This is a genomic window from Neochlamydia sp. TUME1 (assembly GCF_000813645.1).
In the GTDB taxonomy this organism is placed as follows: domain Bacteria; phylum Chlamydiota; class Chlamydiia; order Chlamydiales; family Parachlamydiaceae; genus Neochlamydia.
Genome location: NZ_JRXI01000111.1, coordinates 1 through 16,565, shown reverse-complemented (window position 1 = coordinate 16,565; position 16,565 = coordinate 1). Strand labels below are relative to the sequence as shown.

Annotated in this window: 13 protein-coding genes; 5 read left to right on the top strand and 8 right to left on the bottom strand. The window is 37.6% G+C overall.

Features of this window, described 5'->3' with window-relative positions; genetic code table 11:
- Positions 1 to 300 precede the first annotated feature (300 nt).
- Together DB41_RS04885 and DB41_RS04880 are read right to left on the bottom strand one after the other, a co-directional pair.
- Positions 301 to 759 (bottom strand): ISAs1 family transposase, encoded by a 459-nt coding sequence (locus DB41_RS04885; protein WP_080502413.1) that lies wholly within the window; start codon positions 757 to 759, stop codon positions 301 to 303.
- Positions 760 to 882: 123 nt separating this feature from the next.
- Positions 883 to 1,173: a transposase family protein gene (locus DB41_RS04880; RefSeq protein ID WP_255350916.1), complete on the bottom strand. Its 291-nt coding sequence runs from the start codon at positions 1,171 to 1,173 to the stop codon at positions 883 to 885.
- 232 nt (positions 1,174 to 1,405) lie between these two features.
- Between DB41_RS04880 and DB41_RS04875 the strand changes: the two genes are divergently transcribed.
- Positions 1,406 to 1,687, top strand: a complete 282-nt coding sequence (locus DB41_RS04875) for a hypothetical protein (RefSeq protein ID WP_039384959.1) — start codon at positions 1,406 to 1,408, stop codon at positions 1,685 to 1,687.
- A gap of 404 nt (positions 1,688 to 2,091) precedes the next feature.
- A complete protein-coding gene (locus tag DB41_RS04865) occupies positions 2,092 to 2,997 on the top strand; it encodes a DUF4116 domain-containing protein (RefSeq protein WP_039384957.1) in 906 nt (301 codons plus the stop codon).
- Between the two features lie 982 nt (positions 2,998 to 3,979).
- On the opposite strand, the gene DB41_RS04860 is transcribed toward DB41_RS04865, so the two are convergent.
- The 5 genes from DB41_RS04860 to DB41_RS04840 all read right to left on the bottom strand — a co-directional run bounded on the left by DB41_RS04860 (position 3,980) and on the right by DB41_RS04840 (position 11,918).
- Positions 3,980 to 7,084 carry an efflux RND transporter permease subunit gene (locus DB41_RS04860; protein ID WP_155117582.1) on the bottom strand — a complete coding sequence of 1,035 codons (3,105 nt, stop codon included), beginning with the start codon at positions 7,082 to 7,084 and terminating at the stop codon, positions 3,980 to 3,982.
- 17 nt (positions 7,085 to 7,101) lie between these two features.
- On the bottom strand, positions 7,102 to 7,914 hold the full coding sequence (locus tag DB41_RS04855; protein ID WP_039384955.1) for an efflux RND transporter periplasmic adaptor subunit: 813 nt from the start codon (positions 7,912 to 7,914) through the stop codon (positions 7,102 to 7,104).
- A gap of 14 nt (positions 7,915 to 7,928) precedes the next feature.
- Positions 7,929 to 9,182 (bottom strand): TolC family protein, encoded by a 1,254-nt coding sequence (locus DB41_RS04850; RefSeq protein WP_039384954.1) that lies wholly within the window; start codon positions 9,180 to 9,182, stop codon positions 7,929 to 7,931.
- Between the two features lie 259 nt (positions 9,183 to 9,441).
- A complete protein-coding gene (locus tag DB41_RS04845) occupies positions 9,442 to 10,428 on the bottom strand; it encodes a C39 family peptidase (protein ID WP_052243916.1) in 987 nt (328 codons plus the stop codon).
- A 272-nt stretch (positions 10,429 to 10,700) separates the two neighbouring features.
- Positions 10,701 to 11,918: a DEAD/DEAH box helicase gene (locus DB41_RS04840; protein WP_079979978.1), complete on the bottom strand. Its 1,218-nt coding sequence runs from the start codon at positions 11,916 to 11,918 to the stop codon at positions 10,701 to 10,703.
- A gap of 1,179 nt (positions 11,919 to 13,097) precedes the next feature.
- On the opposite strand from DB41_RS04840, the gene DB41_RS04835 reads away from it, so the two are divergent.
- Together DB41_RS04835 and DB41_RS04830 are read left to right on the top strand one after the other, a co-directional pair.
- Positions 13,098 to 13,685 (top strand): hypothetical protein, encoded by a 588-nt coding sequence (locus tag DB41_RS04835; RefSeq protein ID WP_039384953.1) that lies wholly within the window; start codon positions 13,098 to 13,100, stop codon positions 13,683 to 13,685.
- A 122-nt stretch (positions 13,686 to 13,807) separates the two neighbouring features.
- Positions 13,808 to 14,395, top strand: a complete 588-nt coding sequence (locus DB41_RS04830) for an NADPH-dependent FMN reductase (protein ID WP_039384951.1) — start codon at positions 13,808 to 13,810, stop codon at positions 14,393 to 14,395.
- Between the two features lie 860 nt (positions 14,396 to 15,255).
- Here DB41_RS04830 and DB41_RS04825 read toward each other — a convergent pair.
- Positions 15,256 to 15,462, bottom strand: a complete 207-nt coding sequence (locus DB41_RS04825) for a DUF2892 domain-containing protein (protein ID WP_039384949.1) — start codon at positions 15,460 to 15,462, stop codon at positions 15,256 to 15,258.
- 394 nt (positions 15,463 to 15,856) lie between these two features.
- Here DB41_RS04825 and DB41_RS04820 point away from each other — a divergent pair, with 394 nt between their 5' ends.
- A complete protein-coding gene (locus DB41_RS04820; protein WP_039384947.1) occupies positions 15,857 to 16,474 on the top strand; it encodes an outer membrane protein in 618 nt (205 codons plus the stop codon).
- Positions 16,475 to 16,565: the final 91 nt, after the last annotated feature.

Here is a 16,565-nt window from a genome sequence, read left to right as displayed (position 1 = left end):
AATTATTTGATAAACACCTTGCCTAGTAATCCTCTCAAATAATTAGGTGCATAAGTGGCATTTCGTCTAGCATCGGCAATCCTTCGCCCTGAATCCATCGTTCTTATTATATTAGCAGCTAAGCGTCTGATTAAAGCCATGTTTTCAGCACTAAAGCCTACATCCACTTAATGAAGCATCTTCTTTAAAAACCACGTCCATTACATGGTGCAAACTATTTTCTATCGCCCAGTGCGCTCGAATCCACTTAGCAAATTCTTTGGCCCCTGCTTTTCGGCTAGATCCATAATAGCGGATAGCTTATTCTATTTTATCTGCTACCTTCCGTTCAGAACGTACTTCAATCATGGACTGCAAATGCCATTTCTCTCGTTGGGGAAGCCACTGTAAAGCATTGACTACACACACATGACGACTTTCTATGCGACCCCGATTTTTCTCATGAGTTTCCTCTCGAGTTATTCCCTCTACTCCCTGGTAATTAACTGCTTTTGCTTGCTCAAAGAAGTTATACGCTTCTGCTTTAAGATGGCCTTGGTTACCTTTAATTCCTACTATATAGTCCGCTCCTTTATTCAAAACCTCATTAATGGTATCTATATGGGCATAAAGTGCATCCATCGATACAATCGCTCCACTGACATCCATAGCCTCCAGCAAGGCGGGCACTGCTGGGGTTTCACTAGCTTTTTCCTGCAGTTTCTCTTGAGCAATCACTAAGCGTCCTTCGGCAGCAAATATCTCGACAATATGCGCGATATTCTTATACGCTTTAAAAAAACTAAGTCTGCATACCTAACCCTCTGAAAGTTGCTTCTCTACTTAATGAGAGGAATTATACAAAGTACGGGATTACATAAGAAGTAGCTTGAAAGCGTATTATTATCTAAAAACGCCTTTTAGCCGCTTTCCATCCATCCCTAATAGCTGATCTTTCATTTCTTGCGGTAAGCCTTGCAGCCAGCGATTAATCAATTCCTTAAATGCTTGTGGATGGACCCTAGCAAGAAACCACCAAAGGGTATCATAAGAAGGTGCAGCTACCTTTAATCCTATTAGATCAGCAAACCAACTGGCCCTTATTTCTGCAAAATAAGCAATCTTAGCCACGGTATTACATCCTGCTAGATACCCAGAAAGTGGAATCAAAAATAAATACCATATAGGATAAATACATTGCTTGGCTCTAAGGATCTGGAAAATCTGCAGAGTTAGATCTTACGCTCTCTCTAAATCGATTTCTTCTTGCAAATCAGCAAAGTTTTTATCGGTGGTTTTCCTTTGGGGCATTGTTACCTCCTTCTTTTAGAAAGAAGATAATTTTAGATTTATGTAGCATTTGTCAAATCTTTTTCATCAAAACGCCCTAGGTATCAAAGGTAATTAAAGTAATTTTAAAGCTGAAGTGTATAACTTTTTTGAGCAAGCAAAACTAGTTAATTATGAAGGAATCGAAGGGATTAGCCGGGAGGAGACGCACGAGAAAGACCATGGTCGCATAGAAAGTCGCTATGTGTGTGTAGGCAATGTATTGGATTGGCTTCCACAACGGGAGAAATGGCATTCGCAGTCCATGATTGAAGTGCGTTCTGGACGGACGATAGGGGATAAAGTAGAACAAGCTATCCGTTATTATGGATCTAGCCGAAAAGCAGGGTCTAAAAAATTTGCCAAGATGCTTCATTAAGTGGATGTAGGTTTTAGTGCAGGAAACATGGCTTTAATCAGACGCTTAGCGACTAATATAATAAGAACTTTTGATTCGCAGCGAGGAAGGGCAGATGCTAGACGAAGTGCCGCTTATGCACCCAATTATTTGAGAGGATTACTAGGCAAGGTGTTTATCAAATATTCTCATCAAAACATCCTGCCCCGAAGAAAAGAATCATTATCCTAGCTAAAAAAACTAATAATTAGTATAATTTATTTTAATATCTTACCTAATACATTTAATTAATCAACCAATTAAAGTTTAGTTTTTAAACAAGCTTATTTATTTGATAGGTTGATAGGTCAATCAATTAGGGAAACATGTTCTAGTTTTTTTGAGAAAATCATACTCTTTATAAAAAAATACACACCGAGAATACCATGGTAATAAATTTTCTATCTAAAGCATGCCTATTTATTGATCATAAGGCTGATTACATACCTATCGCCAGTACGGTGGTTAATTTAGTCAACATCTTTCAAAAAGTAATTGTTTTACCTTTAAAGGAAAAAGAAAATCTTTCTAGAAACCCTTATTATACTCACCTCAAACAAAAAACTTTTAAGCGATGCGCGATTTTGTTGATTCCGGTGTTGGGAAATATACTCGTTGGAATTTGGAATTTTGCTCCTAGTAAAGAGGATGATAAAGACGCTCTGTGCGCTGCCATTCGGTCTGTTCAGCATAATGGTATGGCCCTTAAATATGCTAGTCCAGAGCTTCGAAACGTTAAGCAAGTCGTTCTTGCCGCTGTTCAGCAAAACGGTAAGGCCCTTAAATATGCTAGTCCAAAGCTTCGAAACGTTAAGCAAGTCGTTCTTGCCGCTGTTCAGCAAGACGGTAAGGCCCTTAAATATGCTAGTCCAAAGCTTCGAAACGTTAAGCAAGTCGTTCTTGCCGCTGTTCAGAAATGTAGCTGGGCGCTTGAATATGCTGGCGAAGATCTTCGAAATGATAGAAAATTCTTCCTTGCGGTTGTTCGGCAACACGGTAATGATCTTAGGCACGCTAGCGAAAAGCTGAGGAACGACAAGGAAATCGTCCTTGCGGCTGTTCAGGAATGGGGCTGGGCGCTTAGGCACGCTAGCAAAAAGCTGAGGAACGACAAGGAAATCGTCCTTGCGGCTGTCCAGCAAGATGGTTCAGCGCTTGAATATGCTAGCGAAGAGCTTCGAAATGATAGGGAAGTTGTCATTGCGGCTGTTAAGCAATACGGTCCAGCGCTTAAGCACGCTAGCGAAAAGCTGAGGAACGACAAGGAAGTCCTTCGCTGTCTAGCAAGATAGTCGGGCACTTAGGCATTCTAGCCAACAGCTTCAAAAGGATTTAAAACCTAGGGATTAGGTAAAAGCAAATAAATTTATGGTAATATTCTTTAAATGCTTAGGTCCCTCTAAGGTAAGATTCTAGAGAGTCTGGATGAAAAACATTTGATTGATGCCATAGATTGACGCTATATGATGTAAAGTCAACTCCTTCTTTTAAGAAAAAGGTAACAATGACAATAAAAAGGACTACTGGTGAAACTTTGCTGAGTTACAAGAAGGAATTAATTTAAAGAAAGCATAAAATCTAACTTAGCAGATATTAGACCCTCAAAGAGGTAAGCGATGCGTCTATCCTTTATGGCATTTATTTTTTGATTATACTTTTTGGAGATGTAGTAGGAGGCAACACTACGGCTGCTATTGCTCATTTTATAGAATGAAGATCAGGCGGGCTTGCTAATTTAAGAGGACGAAAGGTAGTTGCTCTCTTTGATGATACCTTTTGGGAGTTTTTTTGCTAGAGTCACTCCATAGACTTTTAAGGAATTAATTAATCGCTTGCCGTAAGGCTTACCCCAAGAGATGAAAAATAAGCTATGAGTTGGTAGTGGAAAGTGGCTGAAGAGAATCAGCTTGGAAACGGGGTTAATTGCTTTTTGGTTTTACAGACATAATTTCTTTAGAAGGTAGAATATATTGGACATGGTAATCTTTATATGTTCTAGCTACTCTTACGAAAAATTATTACAATCCCCTTCCCTTATTTTTGATCTCCCACGTTTAAAGCTTTTTTGCAAAATACTTTTAGCCATGTGACGATCTTTTTTCAGCTATTTCCTTATCCTCTAACTTGCGTTATTTTAGGCAGTAATCCGCTGCGAGGTTTTTTTTAAAGCATAAGCCAGCTTATCAATCTTTCTGCCGAGATAAGATAAGTAGAGTAAGTTAAATTTTATTTTCCTAAGCAGCATTACAGGAGCAAGTATACATAGATCCTTGTTCAAGAGCTTTTTGTTAAGCGAGCCTTAAGTTTGCAAAGTTTCTTAAAAAGCTGGCTTGTCTTTCCAGGTAGCTCCTCGGCAATCAAATAAGCAATAGGCACAATAATCAGGGTGAGTAGCATAGAGGTTGAAAGGCCTCCGATAATAGCCATAGCCATAGGGGCTTGGGATTCAGAGCCAGGCCCATGGCCTAGGGCAATAGGTAGCATTCCAAAAATCATGGCTAATGTGGTCATTAGAATAGGACGTAGCCGGGTAGGACCTGCTAGCATTATAGCCTCTTTTCTATCCATTCCCTCTTGTGTTCTTAAGGTATTGATGTAGTCAACAAGTAAAATGGCATTTTTTGTTACCAATCCTAGCAACATAATAATGCCTATAATTGTAAAAATGCTTAGTGTCATATCTGTTATAATCAGTATTCCTAAGGCTCCTATGATAGAGAAGGGAAGCGATAGCATAATAACTAAAGGTTGTACAAAACTCTCAAATTGAGAAGCCAGAACCATATAGATAATAACTACGGCCAGCAGTAAAGCAAAAATTAAATGCTGAAAAGATTCTTTCATTGATTCTGCAGCGCCTGAAAAACTTGTACGATAACCTAGAGGCATTTTTATTTGGGATATAAAGCTATTTATTTCGTTAATGGCGTCACCAAGAACCTTTTTTCCTTCTTGTAGATTACTGAAAACAGAAATAAATCTTGCCCGATTATAGCGATCAATTTGAACAGGTCCCTGCTTCTCTTTAATATTGACTAGGTTACCTAGCTTGATTAAATTTCCTTTATTATTTTTTACAGAAAGTTGGAAAATATCTTGGGGTTTGTTACGAAATTCTTCACTTAGTCGCAGGCTGATATTATAACGTTCTCCATTGCTACGGAATTTACTGACCTCTAAGCCGCCCACGAGAGCTTTAATTTCCTGGGCGATAAAGATAGGTAAGACTCCTAAAGCAGTTGCTTCATCACGTTTAATAGAAATTTCGATTTCAGGTTTACCTTTTTCATAGGATGTGTCTACATCTACATAACCAGAAGTTTTTTCTAAATGATTTTTGATCTGATTAGCAATCTGGTCAATCTTTTCAAGGCTTGCACCCTTGATATCTAGTTGAATGGCAGCATTTCTTCGCCCACCACCCCCTATAGCAGGAACTGGCTCTATACTTGTTATAAGATGAGGTAAAGAAGATAATTTCTCACGAGCAAACTTCATCGCTTCTGCTTGACTTAAAGAGCGGCTTTCTTTATCGGTCATTTTGACATATACAGTGCCTTCATTTACTCTATTGAAACTATCGCTTCCTATAGTAGTGAAAGTATACTTAACCCAGGGTTGGGGAGAAATATCTTGAAGGATTTTTCGTATGGCCTCATCAGTCACAACTAATGAGGAACCTAAAGGGACTTTAACTTTGATAAAAAACTCGCTGCGATCTTCTAAAGGAATAAATTCAGAGCGAATGTATTTTCCTAAAAATAAAGTGCCTATAAGTAAGCTAATGGCTAGCAGGAGAGTGGTCTTGCTGTAGTTAAGAGCTTTTGATAAAAGTTTTGTGTAAACTCTATCCAAGCTATCGAGTATTCTTTCCATGCTTAATGCTAGCTTGCCTGTGGACATGTGTAAGGTAAGGAAACGAGAAGCAAGCATGGGGGTGAGTGTGAAGGCAACGAAAAGACTAATTAAAACAGCAAAGGTTACTGTGATACCGAACTGGTAGAAAAAGCGGCCAATAATACCTTTCATAAAGGCGACAGGCAAAAACACAGCAACGATAGACATTGTAATAGCAAAAGCAGCTAATCCAATCTCTTGAGTACCTATCGCTGCAGCTTCTTTAGCAGATTTACCCTTTTTTAAATGGCGATAGATGTTTTCCACGACTACGATAGCATCATCTATTAAAATTCCAATAGATAAAGATAGAGCTAGCATGGTCATATTGTTTAGTGTGAAGCCTACTATACGTAAAAGAATAAAAGTTGAAATAACGCTTATAGGAATTGCTAAAGCGCTAATCATTGTAATCTTTAAGTCTCCTAAGAATAAGAAAACGATGATGACCGCTAATAGGCCCCCAAACATTAGGTGAAAATTAATGTCTTTCATAGAATGTTCAATGAAGAGGGACAGATCTTGCGCAATCTCTATATTAATGCCTTGGGGCCTTAGCTCTTGCTGAATCTCTCCAATAGTTTTTTTAAGAGCTTGAGCTACATTCACTGTATTTGTGCCAGACTGCCTTGTAATAAGAAGAGCAATAGCTTGTTGATGATTTAATCTAGCTAAAGTTCTTGGCTCTTCCCACCCATCTTCAATATGTCCTATATCAGTAAGTGTCACAGGATAACCATGGCGGTAAGCGACAACAATATCCTTCAAATTTTTTATCTCTTCCCACTCAGCTTTTGTCTTAACGGCCAATTCGTGCGTAGAAGAAGATATACGCCCGCCTGGCAGCTCAATATGTTGGGCTTTAAGAGCAGTGGAAATATCTTGCACGGTGACAGAAAATCCTTCCATTTTAAAAGGGTCTAAGGAGATCCAAATGGTACGTTCTTGTTTACCAATTAGTTTAATTTGGCCTACTCCTGAGACTTGTTGAAGTTTATCTTTTATGCTCTTATCTGCAAGGTAAGATAATTGCTGAATAGGTAAATCTCCAGAAATAAGGAGAGCCATAATAGGAGCTGAGTCAATATCAAATTTTCCTATCACTATCTCTTGAAGATCGCTTGGTAGCTCTTTTCTAATTGTCCCTAACTTAGCTTGTATTTCTTGATAGGCAATATCAATGTTTTTTTCTAAATCGAATTCTACCACTACTTGAGATATCCCTTCAGCGCTAGTCGAGCGAAGATGCTTAATAGAGTTAAGGGTAGCAACGGCTTCTTCGATAACCTCGGTAACTGTTTTCTCTATGCTTTCGGGGTCAGCACCGGGAAGGGATGAAATAATGGTGATGATGGGAAAGTCGATTTTAGGGTAAAGATCTACGCCAAGCTCTTTATAGGCAAGTAACCCAAAAATTGCTAAGCCAAAGGTAATCATAGAAATAAAAGTCGGTCGCTTGATCGATAGGTCAGACAAAATCACGGTTTGTTTTCCTCAAATTAAGGGTTATTAGCTACTTGACCTGCTTTAATGATTACTCGGGCAAGAGATCCGGGGCGAATTTTATAATCACTGTTATCAAGGATGGCTCGACACCGCAATGAGTGTGTAGTTTCATCTAGAGTTGGATAAAAAAGATCTATTTGAGCGTGATTGCAATCTAAATGGGTTCCATCAATTTCGAAGCTAAGAGGAGTACCCAATCTTAGGGTAGATGCATACACTTGTGGAATAGAAAATTCAAGATAAAGAGGATTCAAAGCTTGGATTTCAACCATGCTGGTGACAGGTTGCACGGTAATGTATTCCCCCACATCTACCAGTTTTTTTGTAATAATTCCCTCAAAAGGAGCCTTAATAGTAGTTTCTTCCCAATATAACTGAGCACGCTTTAAGTCTTCTTGAAATTGTTTTACATGAATAAGAGAATGATCGTATTTGCTTTTGGCTTCTTCATATTTTTTTAAAGGAATAGAAGGTAATTGTCCATCTGGCCTTTCCCATAGCTTTTGCATGCGGAGGAAATTTTTCTCGGCATCAGACAGCTCCACTCTAGCTCCTTCCAATGCCGCTGTTTTTAGCGCTAATTCTATCTCGTAATAATTTTTATCTAGTTGAACTAGAGGCTGGTTTTTTACTACTTTGTCTCCCACTTCGACTAAAACTTTTTCAACCCTTCCTGATACCTGGGCTCCCATTAAGCTTTTAGAAGAAGGCTGTATATGTCCTATTGCGCAAATTTCTTCTCCTTTTAATGAGCTTTGAATGATTAAGGTCATAAAAAGAAAATGAACAAATTTATTTCTCGTCATGTTTACTTCCTTGCTTATAAAAAATTGAGGCCGGCAGCATAAGCCAGATCGGCTTTAGCTTTATAATATTGGCAGAGCGTTTGATAATAATTATGGCGCGCGTGTAGCAGTTTTTCTTCGTCTATCATAAGATCTTCATTAGTGATAAGACCTTCTGCAAAGTGATTTTTTACCAGAGTCAGATTGTGTTCAGCAACCTGGATAGCTTTTAAAGCAAGAGGAATCTTCTGAATGGTATTTTCAACAGTAGAAAAAGCTGTACGTATATATAGCTCCATATCTTTTTCTGCAGCTATATATTGCTGTTCTAGTTCACACATCTCTTTTCTTAAGCGTCTAAGCTTTGCCCATGTGGACCCCCCATCGTAGAGAGATAATTGGATGCCTATGCCCGCATCTAGACCATGCCGATAGGGTAGAGCATAGTTATCAGAGGTACTATAATTCGTATAGCCATAAATTGAAGGGTAGAGCTTTCCTTTCTCGGCTGTAAGGGTAAAGCGAGCGGCTTTAATATCTGCTTGTAGGGCTTTTAAATGAGGGTGATTGCTTCGTGCTTCTTCTAATAGCTGGTTAAGATTTGCATGATAAGGTATTGGCTCAAGCAGATCTATAACTACAGTCTGCCGATCTAAAGGGTATCCAATTAAGCGATTTAGTTGGGTAGCTGCTATGGATACATTACTCTGAGCTTGCAATAAATCTTGCTGCTTGAGAGCTAATTCTAATTCTACTACTAAAATTTCATTTTCATGAATAAGACCTTGTTCTGCAAAATCTTTGCTGATTCGTAATTGACCTTTTAAAGAGCGGATGGATTCTTTAATGATTAAGATAATTTTTTGTGCTTCTGCTAAAGTAAAATAAGCATGATTGGTAGCGTGTAGAATCTTTTGGCGAGCTGTAGTCATTTTAATAAAAGATGACTCTTCTCTACTTTTTTGGGCGTTAATTGTGTGGGTTGAATGCCCAAAGTTGTAAAGAGGAATAACAAGAGAAACACGAGCATTTTTCGTACGCTCTTGATGCCGCACCCGCTTCAAATTTCCCTTTGTAAGAAAGTCTATTTGTGCGGTCATCTGGGGAAGGTGTAGGCCGTAAACTTCACGCGTACGGTCTTGCTCAATTAGAGCTTTAAGCTCGGCAACCGTTAGCGTCTCGCTATAGTTTAGAGCTAGATCATAACACTTTTCAAGTGTTAGAATACCATATAAAAAAGAAGATGCTGCGAGTAAATAGCATACAAGTACCTTAAAGATAAGCATCATAATATTCCATGTAATTAGAAACGACCTTAAAATATTAGGAAATATTAGAAATAAACTTACATTATTCACAAGAAAAATAATTAAAAAAAGATGAGCAGACGAACGTGGGTGAGATTTTTCATGATAATGAGTGAATGATCTTCTAATACATCCATAAAAGATTAAGGACTTTATCGAGTTTACTTTTTCCTATGAGAAGGCTTAAAGGGGTAGATGAGGGTATTAATTTTTAAAGGAAATGACTTATTAGATCGCTTGCTTATCTATAAAATAAATAAGCTATTCCTTTTCTTCTGTTCCAGGCTACTAGAAAATCTTTGAGACTATAACTTACAAGAGTGCTTTGATCAGTAGGAAAAGCCGGGTCCATGCATAGTACTTGCTGCTTTTCTGCTTCATACCCTTTGACAACAATTAAATGACCTGAGCTATAGGGGGAGGCACTACCTGTTAAAGGGCCTTTTATACTCACTACTACGGGAAAGCCTCTGCTAAGACTCTCCATAATTTGATCAAAATTATTTAGCCTGGCTACATAGCTATGCCATGAGGGGCCGAGAAGATTAGATGCCTCAGCAGTATTCAACAACCAATTTCCATAAATATCAAACGCTGAATCTTTAACATGATCGGCGAAAGTTAGAGCGGATAGATGGATACCCGGTGATAAATAATTAATCACAGCTGTTGTCGAGGTAGGAGAACAAAGTCTCATATGGCGTTCATCAGGTAATGTAACTTGAGACAATCCCTTAACATTTAAATTAATAGAATAATGGGGGGCTAAATCAAAGCTAACCTTGTGCTCTTGAATATTAGTGAAGCTGGCATGCAGCGTACGTATGTTTTTCAGTAGAGAGCTTTCGCTACAGTCTACTCTAATTTTAAAGCCCGTAGCTTTTTTCCTACCTAATGGCCCAGCTACGTCCTGATAGGTTTTACATGAAGAGTTTCTAGGATGACAGTTAAAAGTGTATTGATGGGAGGACCCCCAATAAGCATAGTTGAGCCAGGGAGACCATTTATTATCTGTTAATAAGCTAACCTTAATTAGATAATAGCCATGTTTAGGACGTTGAGCGTCCCAGGACACGATGAGTTCATTAAAGGGAGTAAGGCCTGTTTGTTCCCATTCAATGCTTTTACCATGCAATTCTTTTTGATCAATCTCCTTATGGAGAGTTTGACTAGCTTGCAAAGGCAAAAACAGCAAACTTCCAATAAATAATAAAAGCATGGTAATCATAGAAAACTAATGTTTTAAAAAAAATTAATAAATAATAAGTTTATACGACCTTAAAAAATTATTTGCAAGGGGTTTGCAATCGTAGAGATTACTTTGTTTGAATAAAAAGGGGCATCGCAGCTTTAATGATAAGAAGTGTAGGCAAGAATTGCTTTTTAACCCTTAAGAGCTATAAAGCTTGGTTTGGTTAAATAGAAATTAAAGTAGATGAGGGGAAAAAGCTTTTTAAAAAAGAAAGGGTTACTCTAGGGAACCCTCGCTTTTGGCTTCTTTTAATAGCGCTGAGCACGCTTAAAATGAGGTTTAAAAGGCCTTTTTTGCTTAAAGGATGAAGAAGGCTTGCTAGGCTTTGATTTAGGCTCCATACCAGCTATTACTGAAGGGGTAATGGTATAGCCAGTAAATTGTTCAATTTGACGAACAAGACGCATGTCCTTAGAGGCTGCAAATGAAAGTGCAATACCTTTGGCCCCTGCTCTTCCTGTCCTTCCTATGCGATGAACATAATCTTCTGCATTTGTAGGAAGATCAAAATTAATGACATGGCTAATTGTTTGTACATCGATACCACGTGCTGCTACATCGGTAGCCACCAACACTCTTATCTCGCCATCACGTAAACGCATGATTGTCTTTGAACGCTGCCTTTGATTCATGTCTCCATGCAAGGCTGCAGCAGGGTGTCCATTCTCATACAGAATATCAACAAGTTGGTCTGCAAAACGCTTAGTTGCCGTAAAAATGATAGCCTGGTTAACGGATGGATCATTTAATAAGTGATCCAAAAGGCGACTTTTATGATGCATATCGTCTACGAAATGTAGTCTTTGCTCAATGTTTTCGTGTCGGGAATTTTCAGAAATCACGCTGATTTCTATAGGATTATTCATTAAACGATTGGAAAGATTTAATACATTTCCTTTAAGAGTAGCAGAGAAAAGAAGCGTTTGCCTTTGTTTAGGAATAGCTGCCGATATTTTTTCCACAGGTTCGATAAATCCCATATCAAGCATACGATCTGCTTCATCAAGCACAAGCATTTCTATACGATTAAAATTAATACGGCCACGGCTCATATGGTCAATAAGTCTTCCAGGCGTTGCCACTAAAATTTCAAAAGGACGTGAGAGCTCACGGTTTTGTAGAGGATAAGGAGCTCCTCCGTAAATGCATACTGTTTTTACTCTTGATAAATTTGCACTAAAGCGCCTAGCTTCCTCGGCTACTTGCATTGCAAGTTCGCGCGTAGGAACTAAAATTAATATACGCGGCCCTTGCCCAGGAACAGCAGAGGGGGTGGTTAAGCGGTTTAGAGCAGGTAAAAGGAAAGCTGCGGTTTTACCGGTGCCTGTTTGTGCGGATGCGCGCAAGTCGTAGCCCGCTAATACTTTCGGGATAGCTTCTAATTGGATAGGGGTGGGAGTTGTAAGCCCTTCATTTTCAAGAGTTTTTAAAATCCCAGCATGTAAATTTAATTCGCTAAATGTCATGTACTTCAACTTTTGGTTAGGTTTAAACAGATATCGTAGCAGAAGCCTTAAATAATTGATATCTATTTTAACAAAATTTTTAGAAAATTCTTATCTGTTTTCGTTAATAGTATTTTTTTATTTTGGAATATATTTAAGCTGAAATTCAATTATTTGCAGTCGATAGGAGATTAAGGGGGAGGATAAAAGAGCCCAACCCATCTAGGCATTGATAATCTAGTTAGCAATTGTTAAGCAGGCCTATGAAAAAAATGAATATAGTCTAACGGAAGAAAACGGATAAAAAAGAATGATTTTAAAATTAAAGGGCATTTTTAAATTTCGGAATTAATGGCCCGAAAACCTTGTTAGATAGGGTCATTAGCTGCATGGTTGCCTACTCACAAGGTTTCATCTGGCTCGAACGATTAAAGGCTAAATTACCCTAATTCTTCACTGCTACTTTAATAGGAATTTGTCTTGCTCCTTTAGATAGTCTTGTTGGGTAGAGCTTTATCTTCAAATGGCTGGAGCTTACAAGCTTTTCTTAATTATTATTAAGTGCATGATAATCAAAAACTTGATTAATCACCGTAAGGGTATCAAGATTAATTGTCTACCGGCAGTAATATTGCAACTTCTATTAAATTCTATTCTGCGACTATAGCCTGCTTAGCTGCTTATTAAGATTTTTAGAAGTGCTAGATCTCTTACTCCTAATGCACTTAACGCTATTTTAATTTTTAAAAGATAGATAAAGGGAGTGAAAATAAAAAACTGCTAAATTTCTCCTGGTCAAAGCCAATCATTCAATAGATTATGTTTGAATTAAAATTAAGCCCATCAGCAGCGGTTAATTAGCTGTTGTTACTAAATGGTCCAATCCTTTCCCTGAATTGCTGAAGCTATACAAGTTATCTATTTTCTAAAAAAGTTAACATTACGTAATCTTCTGAGAATGATACGGCCGCGGAATCAATTGTTTTCTTCAAGCAGCATAAAGGCAACCACATAAATAACTTTTTTTAAATTGTTAAAAAAAATATTTACACAAAACTTAAAAAAATGAAAGTGAGGTTTGATAAAACTTTAGCCGCAAAAAGCTGCAAAGTGCAGCCAAAGCGAAAAGATTATTATTCGTTCACAGAAAGGATAAATTCTGTAGACGTAAACATTCAAAAATGTTCGGAGGATTATAATATGAAGAAACTTTTGCTCACAGGCCTGGTAATGTGTGGTCTCTTTGTTGCTTCGCATAGCTATGCACAAGAGACGTCCGGAGCTGCTTCTGCTGGCGCAGCCTTTGCTCAGAGCCAAGCTTCTAGCTCTCAAAAAGGGCAAGAATGGAATCAGAACAATCAGAATACCACCGAAGAGCATTATTGGAGCCATGATGGCCGCCGTTGGCATCCAGGTTCCTGCTCTATTGAGGGAGAGGACCATCCTTGTGCAGATAGAGCAGCAGATGCCCCTACTGGTGAATGCTGGTGTAAATATGTTCATTACGAGCCTTGTTATTATTATACCAAACGTTGTGTAACAGAGAATAAATACCGTACAAAAAAATGTACTCGCCAAGTACCAAAATACACCGAAGTGCAGAAATGTAGAATGGTTCCTCAGTATTATACCGAGACTGTTTGTAAATATGAAACCGAATGCTATGATGTTCAAGAATGTATACCAAGCAAAAAATGGGTTTCCGATCGTCATGTTAAATATGTTCCCAAATATTACTATAAGCATATATGCGGAAAATCAGGCTGCCCCACTCCCTGTCCTCGTTAATTAAGCTTGCTGTTTGATTCTTTTCGTAGCTGTCATTAGATTAATCTGATGACAGCTTTTTAAACATTCTATATGTTAATCGACTAAGTATGATGCTAATGAAATTATAAATGGTAATAGATATGTCTAAAAAACCTAGAATTTTAGCTTTCGCGGGCAGTTTGCGCAAAGACTCTCTAAATAAGAAACTGATTAAAATTGCGGCAGCTGGCGCCCAGCAGGCTGAAGCCGAAGTCACCCTTATAGATTTAAAAGATTACCCCTTACCTCTCTATGACCAGGATATTGAAGATCAACAAGGTCTGCCAGAAAATGCTTTAAAACTTAAGAAGTTAATGGTTCAACATGATGGATTCCTGATTGCTTCCCCGGAATATAATAGCTCAATACCGGCGGTTTTGAAAAATGTCATCGATTGGACTTCCAGAAAAGCGGAAGAAAACGAGCCTTTCCTATCTTGTTTTTTTGAAAAGCCAGTTGCTCTTTTGAGTGCCTCGCCAGGGCAGCTTGGCGGTATGCGAGGACTTGTGCATGTACGTTCCATGTTTTGCAATATTTTTTGTTATATAATTCCTCAGCAGAAATCCATCTCACAAGCACATCTAGCATTTAGTGAAGAAGGAAATTTAAAAAATCTCAAAGATCAAGAAGATGTGCTAAATGTAGGTAGAAAATTAGCACAATTTATTATCAAATTTAATGCAAAATAAACCTTAAAGCAGCTCCTATTGCATGTAAAAAATAACTTAAAAAATGTAAATTAGGTAATACCTAATCTCTCATAAGAAGTTCTAAATCATGTAGTTGAAATTTCTAAGAGCCTATATAACAAAAAAGATAAGCGGCCACGGGGCAAGCCCAGCTTTAGATGCGATTCTGCGGGCATCTGCAAAGCCAAAAATGCTTGTAAATAGCTGGTTTTCCTATTTGCACGACTTTCTGATTTACATTATCTTCTGCAAATCAAAAGATTAAACAGTTTTATCCCTGTGACCGCTTACCAAAAAAGGTCTTGTTGAGCTAAATTTGAGAGCGTGATGATTTTATAATAATTTTTACCTTGCAGAAATCTATAGTCAAATTGAGAAAAATTAAAGCTTGTTTGATTATATGCGGCCTGGAGAACTAAAGCTGTTGCCATGCTAGGTAGTGCATAATAAAGTTTTATGCTTTCTGCAAATCAAGAAAAGCCTTTAAAAAAATGTTTTCAAGCCTTTTCAATCTAAGCTATAAATTCTAATAACCTTTTACTTAAAAATTCTAGGATAGAAAGTTCTCCATTTTCGCTTTTATTCATCATATAAAGTGATTCTTAAGCTAGAGGAGGGGCTGTATCGTGTTAAGATAATAATTTTTAACATGCTTAAGATAAAAAAGGCTTCCTAACACCTTTTAAAGAAACTACCTCTGCATATCCCCAAAAGATATTAACCCTTTTCCAAGCTGACTCTCACCATAAAAACAAGCTTTTGATTAAGTATGTGGCTACATAAAGAGCGGTTCAAAAGCGTATAATTATAAATATTTAGGTAAACGTTTTGTTAAGTTTGTTTTGAAAAAGCAAGAGGGCTTACTTGCTTTTAGGTTTTGTAGGCAGAGAGCAGCTGTTTTTTCCTATCAAATGATAAAGTATGCACCAGCTTGCTAATGCTTCATAAAGGGTAAACAGAGCCATGACGCCTAAAAGCCAGCTTTTAAATTGAAAGGCTAATCCGCCCAATAAAAAGGCTAAAGTAAATCTTAAAATTCGATCAGCAGTGCCTATGTTCTTTTTCATAATTCCTTTTAAAACTTAGCCAATGGATTTAGGTTACGCGTTAGAGACCAATTTAGATCTAAAGGATCTCAATTCTCTTCCTATCTTATACCCTCAATTTTATTGATAGCTATAGAAAGTTTCATAAGCAATAAACTTTTATCCCCGCCAGGAAAAAAAATTATGAGGAGAGAGAGTAGCCAAATAGAGATATTTTATCTCTTTGATTATTAATAAGATTTAAGCCATTTAAAAAAATATTAAATGATATTTACTTTATAAAAAATTAGGTTTTTTTAAGAAAAATTGTACTGCAGGAAAAAAACTAATTTTCTCTATTGAAAAATTTAATAACATAGGGTATGTTCACCAGTTGTTGAGACATCCTTAAAACAACGTAACCAAGGAACTCGTTATGAAAAAATTTGTTCTATTAACAATATTGTTTGCCGCTTTTCTCGTGCCGCAGTGCGTGAAAGCAGTAGACATGGAAGGCTTTTATGTAGGTGCAACTGGAGCAGCAAACTTTCTCCAACATGCTAAAAAACATAGAGGCAAATTTGATACAGGCTATTTCGGCACTGTAGATCTGGGATACCGCTGGTGCAATCGCTTCCATTTAGAAGCTGAAGTTGCTTACAGATATAACAAGGGCAAAAAACGCCACCATTATCACAATGGTGACCTAGTAACTAACCATCGTCATCGTGGACACCGCGATACTTGGGCAGCAATGGTTAATGTCCTCTACGATTTCGACATGCAATGGACTATGGCTCCTTATGTTGGTGTTGGTATTGGTTATGCTCACATTAAAAATGAGCGTCATTATAACTATGCTGGTAATGCACACCATAGATACCATAAAAACGATAATCAGTTTGCATGGCAAGCAGTCGCTGGCGTTGCATACCCAATCTACTACAATGTGGATTTAGCTGTTGAATATCGTTTCTTTGATACGACAACTCGTCGTCATGAAAGAAGCAATTACAACCATGACGTTGGTGTAAACTTAAAATATTACTTCTAAGCTTAAACCTCTTAGAGTATTGTGTCTTTAATGTGTCTTAGGTTTTAGCCTAAGACACATTTTTTTTTTACTATTAATTAATCTTAATTTG